Genomic DNA, 247 nt, shown 5'->3' with positions numbered 1-247 from the left:
CTGGCTTGGTTGCGTCAACGTGCGGCTGAACTGCTGGAATTGGGCGCGGCTGGCCTCGCCGTCGAAGTGGCCGATACTGAAGCCTTGGCCCGAATTCGAGCAGCCGCTCCGGGCATCACAATCCTGCCGGTGAACGGCAACGACATCGCCACCCGCCTGCAGATTGAGCACTATCCCGTCTTGATCACTGCCACCTCACTGGAACAGTGAATCCAGGTCATGGCCGAGCATGCGATGGAGTCCAAGC

The 247-nt window shown here is 61.1% G+C and carries 1 protein-coding gene; it reads left to right on the top strand.

Features of this window, described 5'->3' with window-relative positions; translation table 11 throughout:
* Window positions 1-210, top strand: a 210-nt coding sequence (locus KMS84_RS44785) for a PFL_4695 family integrating conjugative element protein (RefSeq protein WP_256921651.1), incomplete at its 5' end; no start/stop codon positions are given.
* Window positions 211-247: the final 37 nt, after the last annotated feature.

It is taken from the genome of Streptomyces hilarionis, from assembly GCF_024539675.1.
Taxonomy (GTDB): Bacteria; Actinomycetota; Actinomycetes; order Streptomycetales; family Streptomycetaceae; genus Streptomyces; species Streptomyces hilarionis.
Note: the sequence above shows the minus strand (reverse complement) of the source record. Positions and strands in the feature narration are given on the sequence as shown.